This window comes from Ligilactobacillus faecis (genome assembly GCF_029889745.1).
GTDB classification, from domain to species: Bacteria; Bacillota; Bacilli; order Lactobacillales; family Lactobacillaceae; genus Ligilactobacillus; species Ligilactobacillus faecis.
Genome location: NZ_CP123639.1, coordinates 863408 through 870000 on the forward strand (window position 1 = coordinate 863408; position 6593 = coordinate 870000).

Here is a 6593-nt window from a genome sequence, read left to right on the forward strand (position 1 = left end):
AATTAGGAGGATTAGAACATGTCTGCTATATCAATGATTCTAGTAGTAATTGTTGCCTTTTTTGCAGGTATGGGTGGGATCTTAGATGAATTCCAATTCCATCAACCTTTGGTAGCATGTACTTTGATCGGATTAGTGACCGGTAATCTTGAAGCCGGTATTATTTTAGGTGGTTCATTACAAATGATCGCCTTAGGTTGGGCTAACATCGGGGCTGCGGTTGCGCCTGATGCAGCGTTAGCCTCAGTTGCATCTGCTATTATTTTAGTGCAAGGTGGTCAAGGCGTAAAAGGTGTCGGGACAGCGATCGCTGTTGCGATCCCACTTGCTGTGGCTGGTTTGTTCTTGACGATGTTAGCGCGGACGCTTGCTGTGCCGATCGTGCACATCATGGACGCTGCTGCTGAAGAAGGTAACTACCGTAAGATCGAAGTTTGGCAAGTCATTGGGATCTGTATGCAAGGTCTTCGGATCGCGCTTCCAGCTGCTGCTTTATTAGTTATTCCATCAGCTGCCGTACGTGGATTCTTGGAATCGATGCCAGCTTGGTTGAATGAAGGGATGACGATCGGTGGTGGCATGGTCGTTGCCGTTGGTTACGCAATGGTCATCAACATGATGGCAACTCGTGAAGTTTGGCCATTCTTTGCGATCGGTTTTGTGATCGCTGCGATCTCTGACTTAACATTGATCGCCTTAGGTGCTTTAGGTGTCTCCTTTGGCTTGATCTATCTTGAATTGAAGAAAAATGCTGGTAATGGTGGCAACGGTGGTGGCCAAGCAAGCAACACTGGTGACCCATTAGGCGACATTTTGAATGACTACGAATAAGGAGGAAAGAAACAATGGCTGAAAGCAGAATCAAATTAACTAAAAAAGATCGTTTATCAGTTGCATGGCGTTCAACTTTCCTTCAAGGTTCATGGAACTATGAACGTATGCAAAATGGTGGCTGGTGCTTCTCAATGATCCCAGCGATCAAAAAATTGTATAAGACAAAAGAAGATCGTGCGGCTGCTTTGAAGCGTCACATGGAATTTTTCAACACACACCCATATGTAGCTTCACCGATCCTTGGGGTAACTTTAGCGTTAGAAGAAGACCGCGCTAACGGGACTGATGTGGATGACGCTGCGATCCAAGGTGTGAAGGTCGGGATGATGGGACCTTTGGCTGGTGTTGGTGACCCAGTCTTTTGGTTCACATTACGTCCGATGTTAGGTGCTTTAGGTGCTTCCCTTGCGTTAGGTGGTAACATTTTAGGACCGATCTTATTCTTTGTTGCTTGGAACTTGATCCGTTGGGCTTTCATGTGGTACACACAAGAATTTGGTTACAACGCCGGTTCAAAGATCACCGAAGATATGTCTGGTGGGATGTTACAATACGTAACGAGCTTAGCTTCGATCATGGGTATGTTCGTTTTAGGTGGTTTGATCGAACGGTGGGTAACGATCAACTTTACCCCAACTGTTTCGACTGTTAAATTGCAAAAAGGTGCTTATATCGAATGGGATAAGTTACCAAACAACATGCAAGGTGTCAAAGAAGCCTTGATCCAATATAACAATGGTAAAGGTCTCTCACTTACTTCTGAAAAAGTTACGACATTACAAAACAACTTGGATCAATTGATCCCAGGTCTAGCAGCACTCTTGCTCACATTCTTATGTATGTGGCTCTTGAAGAAGAAAGTATCTCCGATCATCATTATCGTTGCGATCTTTATCGTTGGTATTTTAGGTCACGTGATCGGCTTACTTTAAAATAAAGTTTTCAGACGGTCTCATTTCAAAGATGAGGCCGTTTTGTGCTATACTGAGCCTAATTTTAAAGAAATACGAGGAAAGCTAAATGGTTGAATCGATCAATTCAAAAGTCGATCTTGTGATGGAAGGGACTTCTTATATCGGGTTGACGGATTATGGCAAGATCATGATCGGGAATAAAGGCTTTGAGTTTTTTAACGATCGTGACGTGAATAAATTCATTCAGATCCCTTGGGATGAAGTCGAGCTCGTGATCGCGTCGGTGATGTTCAAAGGTCGCTGGATCCCGCGCTTTGCGATCCAAACTAAAAAGGATGGGACTTTTTCTTTTTCCGCTAAAAATTCTAAAAAGCTGTTGCGGGCGATGCAAAAGTACGTTGCGCCTGAGAAGATGGTCCGTTCGCTAACTTTTTTCCAAGTTTTAAAGCGCAACTTAAAGCAGTTATTTGCTAAGAAAAGCAATTGAGTAGGAGAGCTAAAAGGGCTGAGATCCTTTTAGCTCTCTTTGTTTAAGTACTGTCAGCAAGAGTTGTTGACTGCACAAAAAGAAGGAACTTGTTTAGTTGAGGACTGTTAGCGTATAAAGTGGCTGATTTACTAGCTAAAAAGAAGCGAAATCACCATAACTTAAAATAAAGCAATGCTCTTCCGATATGGAAGGGCATTTCAGAACGTAGACAAACTCTATTCAAATCGGATAGAGTTTGTTTTTTTATGTATTTTTATAACTATATACTTTGAAATATACGAATATAACAGGTTTTTTCCCCAGTATTTTTACCAGTTTTTTTAGATTTAGGCACGCAAATATCAACCCGACTTGAGCTAGAATTTTATCAATTCCTACTTCTCGGGCGTATCTCAAGTTGTGATATTCTTTTGCCGAACCAAAATTTCTTTCGATCGTCTCCTTTCGCGCTTCATACTTTAATTTTGAGCCAGTTTGATGCCTGATATCCTCACATTTTTCCATACTATCTTGCCAAACATGACGAGCGATAACTCTTTGATGATTTTTACTTTGTGTACATTTGTGCAGTAAAGGACATTTTTCACAGATTGTAGGATCACTTTTATATTCACGATAACCACTTCGATTAGTTGTGGAGTACATTAAGATTTGATCGCCAGGACATAAATAACAATCATAATATTCATCATAAACAAAATCTTTGGGTCTAAGCGTACCAACTTTGCCCCTTGGGCGTTTATAAGGAAGAATGGGAATTATGCCTTGAGATAGTAAAAAGTGTGCGATCGTGGGTGTTTTATAGCCAGAATCAGCGATAATATATTGTGGGTCGTACTTCCGTACTTTTTCAAATATTTCAGGAAAAAGTTGCGTATCATGGATATTTCCCGCACCGACCACATAAGCTAAGAGCCACCCATTTTTATCACAGGCAGCTTGAACGTTATAGGCAAAAACCTGTTTGTGTTCACCCTTATGAAACCATCCACTATCAGGATCAGTTTTAGATATTTTTACTTGTCTAGTTTTTTTTTAGGTTTTTCTTCTTTTAAGGGTTTCTTTTGATGTTTAGCTCTATCTACATTTATTTCTTTTTCGAGATCTTCACTCATAAATTTTGACTTAGTTTCAATAACTTCAGTAGTATATTTACGGCTGTTAGCAGCAGCTTTCAAATGAGTTCCATCAATAAAAATATCAGTTGTGTCGATAAGATCATTTTCTAAGCAGAGTTTCAAGATATGAGCAAAAATGGCTTCTATTACATGATTTTCAGCAAATCTTCTTTTATAGTTTTTACCGTAAGTAGAGAAATGAGGAACAGGATCATTTAAACCCAGTCCTAGAAACCATCGATAAGCGACATTAACTTGAATTTCTTTGATCGTTTGACGCATAGAACGAATACCAAATAGATTTTGAATCAAAGGAATCTTTATGAGTAATACAGGATCAAGACTGGGACGGCCATTATTTTTACAATAGGAATCTTCGACAAGATCATAAATAAAAGAGAAATCAATAATTTGATCAATTTTACGGAGTAAATGATCTTTTGGGACCAAATCATCTAGAGAAGTACGAGCATATTCACGGCGTTTGAGATTGGGATCACTCTTGCGAAGCATGACAAATACCTCCGTAATCGTTTTCTTTAATTATACAAAAAAAGTCACCAGAGCACATACTCTGATGACTTAGTCTACATTCTGCAATGCTCTTCCGATATGGAAGGGCATTTTTCAGTTTAAAACCGTATATTCTTGCAAACCTAGTTATAAAAATTCGTTATCTAAATTTTTGCAAAAAAAGTTTGCAAATAGTGTTGACGAACGCTAGAAATCAATGTATAGTTAATATCGTTGCTTGAGCGCAACAAGGTATGAGCGCTTGAGTGTTAAAAAAATAAAATTTATCTGTTGACATGATCTTTTAGATCTGATATGATTTAAAAGTCGTCGCTTGATTGAAAGTTTTGAATTTTTATTCAAAATAATTTCAAAAAAGCGGTTGACAAATAAATGAACAACTGATAAAATAATTTATGTTGTTTGATAAGTTATTACTTATCAAGTAGATCTTTGAAAACTGAACAAAGTTTCGATAAGCAAATGTGCAGGGTCTCTTATCTAAGTGATAAGAGCAAATAAACATTTTGCGAAGTCAATTCGCTAGTAAAAATAAAGAGTCACAAACTTTAAATTGAGAGTTTGATCCTGGCTCAGGATGAACGCTGGCGGCGTGCCTAATACATGCAAGTTGAACGAAACTTCTTTATCACCGAGTGCTTGCACTCACCGATAAAGAGTTGAGTGGCGAACGGGTGAGTAACACGTGGGCAATCTGCCCGAAAGAGGGGGATAACACTTGGAAACAGGTGCTAATACCGCATAACCATGAACACCGCATGGTGTTTATGTGAAAGGTGGTTTCGGCTACCGCTTTCGGATGGGCCCGCGGCGCATTAGCTAGTTGGTGGGGTAAAGGCTTACCAAGGCAATGATGCGTAGCCGAACTGAGAGGTTGATCGGCCACATTGGGACTGAGACACGGCCCAAACTCCTACGGGAGGCAGCAGTAGGGAATCTTCCACAATGGGCGAAAGCCTGATGGAGCAACGCCGCGTGGGTGAAGAAGGTCTTCGGATTGTAAAACCCTGTTGTCAGAGAAGAAAGTGCATGAGAGTAACTGTTCATGTTTCGACGGTATCTGACCAGAAAGCCACGGCTAACTACGTGCCAGCAGCCGCGGTAATACGTAGGTGGCAAGCGTTATCCGGATTTATTGGGCGTAAAGGGAACGCAGGCGGTCTTTTAAGTCTGATGTGAAAGCCTTCGGCTTAACCGGAGTAGTGCATTGGAAACTGGGAGACTTGAGTGCAGAAGAGGAGAGTGGAACTCCATGTGTAGCGGTGAAATGCGTAGATATATGGAAGAACACCAGTGGCGAAAGCGGCTCTCTGGTCTGTAACTGACGCTGAGGTTCGAAAGCGTGGGTAGCAAACAGGATTAGATACCCTGGTAGTCCACGCCGTAAACGATGAATGCTAAGTGTTGGAGGGTTTCCGCCCTTCAGTGCTGCAGTTAACACAATAAGCATTCCGCCTGGGGAGTACGACCGCAAGGTTGAAACTCAAAGGAATTGACGGGGGCCCGCACAAGCGGTGGAGCATGTGGTTTAATTCGAAGCAACGCGAAGAACCTTACCAGGTCTTGACATCTTCTGACAATCCTAGAGATAGGACTTTTTCTTCGGAAACAGAATGACAGGTGGTGCATGGTTGTCGTCAGCTCGTGTCGTGAGATGTTGGGTTAAGTCCCGCAACGAGCGCAACCCTTGTTGTTAGTTGCCAGCATTTAGTTGGGCACTCTAGCAAGACTGCCGGTGACAAACCGGAGGAAGGTGGGGATGACGTCAAATCATCATGCCCCTTATGACCTGGGCTACACACGTGCTACAATGGACGGTACAACGAGTCGCAAGACCGCGAGGTTTAGCAAATCTCTTAAAGCCGTTCTCAGTTCGGATTGTAGGCTGCAACTCGCCTACATGAAGTCGGAATCGCTAGTAATCGCGGATCAGCATGCCGCGGTGAATACGTTCCCGGGCCTTGTACACACCGCCCGTCACACCATGAGAGTTTGTAACACCCAAAGCCGGTGGGGTAACCTTTTGGAGCCAGCCGTCTAAGGTGGGACAGATGATTGGGGTGAAGTCGTAACAAGGTAGCCGTAGGAGAACCTGCGGCTGGATCACCTCCTTTCTAAGGATATTACGGAAACCTGCACTTTATCTGAAACTTTGTTTAGTTTTGAGAGGTCTACTCTCAAACTTGTTCTTTGAAAACTAGATAATATCTTTTATTTCTTTGTTAATTAAAATAACCGAGAACACCGCGTTTTAAAGAGTTTAAAACAAATTAGTTTGTATCGCTAAACTCATAACCATTATCGTAAGATAATTTAGGTTAAGTTATTAAGGGCGCATGGTGGATGCCTTGGCACTAGGAGCCGATGAAGGACGTGACTAACTGCGATATGCTTCGGGGAGTTGTAAGTAAACTGTGATCCGGAGATCTCCGAATGGGGAAACCCAATAGGTTTTATCGCCTATTATCGCTGAGTGAATACATAGCTCAGTTGAAGGTAGACGCGGGGAACTGAAACATCTAAGTACCCGCAGGAAGAGAAAGAAAATTCGATTCCCTGAGTAGCGGCGAGCGAAAAGGGAACAGCCCAAACCAAGAAGCTTGCTTCTTGGGGTTGTAGGACTGAACATTTGAGTTACCAAGAAACGAAGTAGTTGAATGATCTGGGAAGATCAGCCAGAGAAGGTGATAGCCCTGTAAGCGA

Annotated in this window: 3 protein-coding genes, 2 rRNA genes and 1 pseudogene (1 of these 6 cut by a window edge); 5 read left to right on the forward strand and 1 reads right to left on the reverse strand. The window is 42.1% G+C overall.

From position 1 onward, the window contains the following. Positions 1 to 18: 18 nt before the first annotated feature. The 3 genes from QFX10_RS04235 to QFX10_RS04245 all read left to right on the forward strand — a co-directional run bounded on the left by QFX10_RS04235 (position 19) and on the right by QFX10_RS04245 (position 2235). The gene (locus QFX10_RS04235; protein WP_280606967.1) at positions 19 to 831 is read left to right on the forward strand and encodes a PTS mannose/fructose/sorbose transporter subunit IIC; all 813 of its coding nucleotides are present in this window, start codon (positions 19 to 21) and stop codon (positions 829 to 831) included. A gap of 14 nt (positions 832 to 845) precedes the next feature. Beyond that, positions 846 to 1766: a PTS system mannose/fructose/sorbose family transporter subunit IID gene (locus QFX10_RS04240; protein ID WP_280606968.1), complete on the forward strand. Its 921-nt coding sequence runs from the start codon at positions 846 to 848 to the stop codon at positions 1764 to 1766. An 88-nt stretch (positions 1767 to 1854) separates the two neighbouring features. Then, positions 1855 to 2235, forward strand: coding sequence for a DUF956 family protein (locus tag QFX10_RS04245; protein WP_280606969.1), 381 nt, complete (start codon positions 1855 to 1857; stop codon positions 2233 to 2235). A 218-nt stretch (positions 2236 to 2453) separates the two neighbouring features. Here QFX10_RS04245 and QFX10_RS04250 read toward each other — a convergent pair. Next, positions 2454 to 3869, reverse strand: a pseudogene (locus QFX10_RS04250) (IS1182 family transposase). Positions 3870 to 4439: 570 nt separating this feature from the next. On the opposite strand from QFX10_RS04250, the gene QFX10_RS04255 reads away from it, so the two are divergent. Further along, a 16S ribosomal RNA gene (locus QFX10_RS04255) occupies positions 4440 to 6004 on the forward strand. Positions 6005 to 6206: 202 nt separating this feature from the next. Then, positions 6207 to 6593 (forward strand): 23S ribosomal RNA (locus QFX10_RS04260) (it continues 2536 nt past the right edge of the window). Together the 16S and 23S rRNA genes form the textbook arrangement of a ribosomal RNA operon.

Bases quoted from the DNA above. Each gene is read 5' to 3' on its own strand.
- QFX10_RS04235 (WP_280606967.1), top strand. From the start codon at position 19: ATGTCTGCTATATCAATGATTCTAGTAGTAATTGTTGCCTTTTTTGCA.
- QFX10_RS04245 (WP_280606969.1), top strand. From the start codon at position 1,855: ATGGTTGAATCGATCAATTCAAAAGTCGATCTTGTGATGGAAGGGACT.
- QFX10_RS04240 (WP_280606968.1), top strand. From the start codon at position 846: ATGGCTGAAAGCAGAATCAAATTAACTAAAAAAGATCGTTTATCAGTT.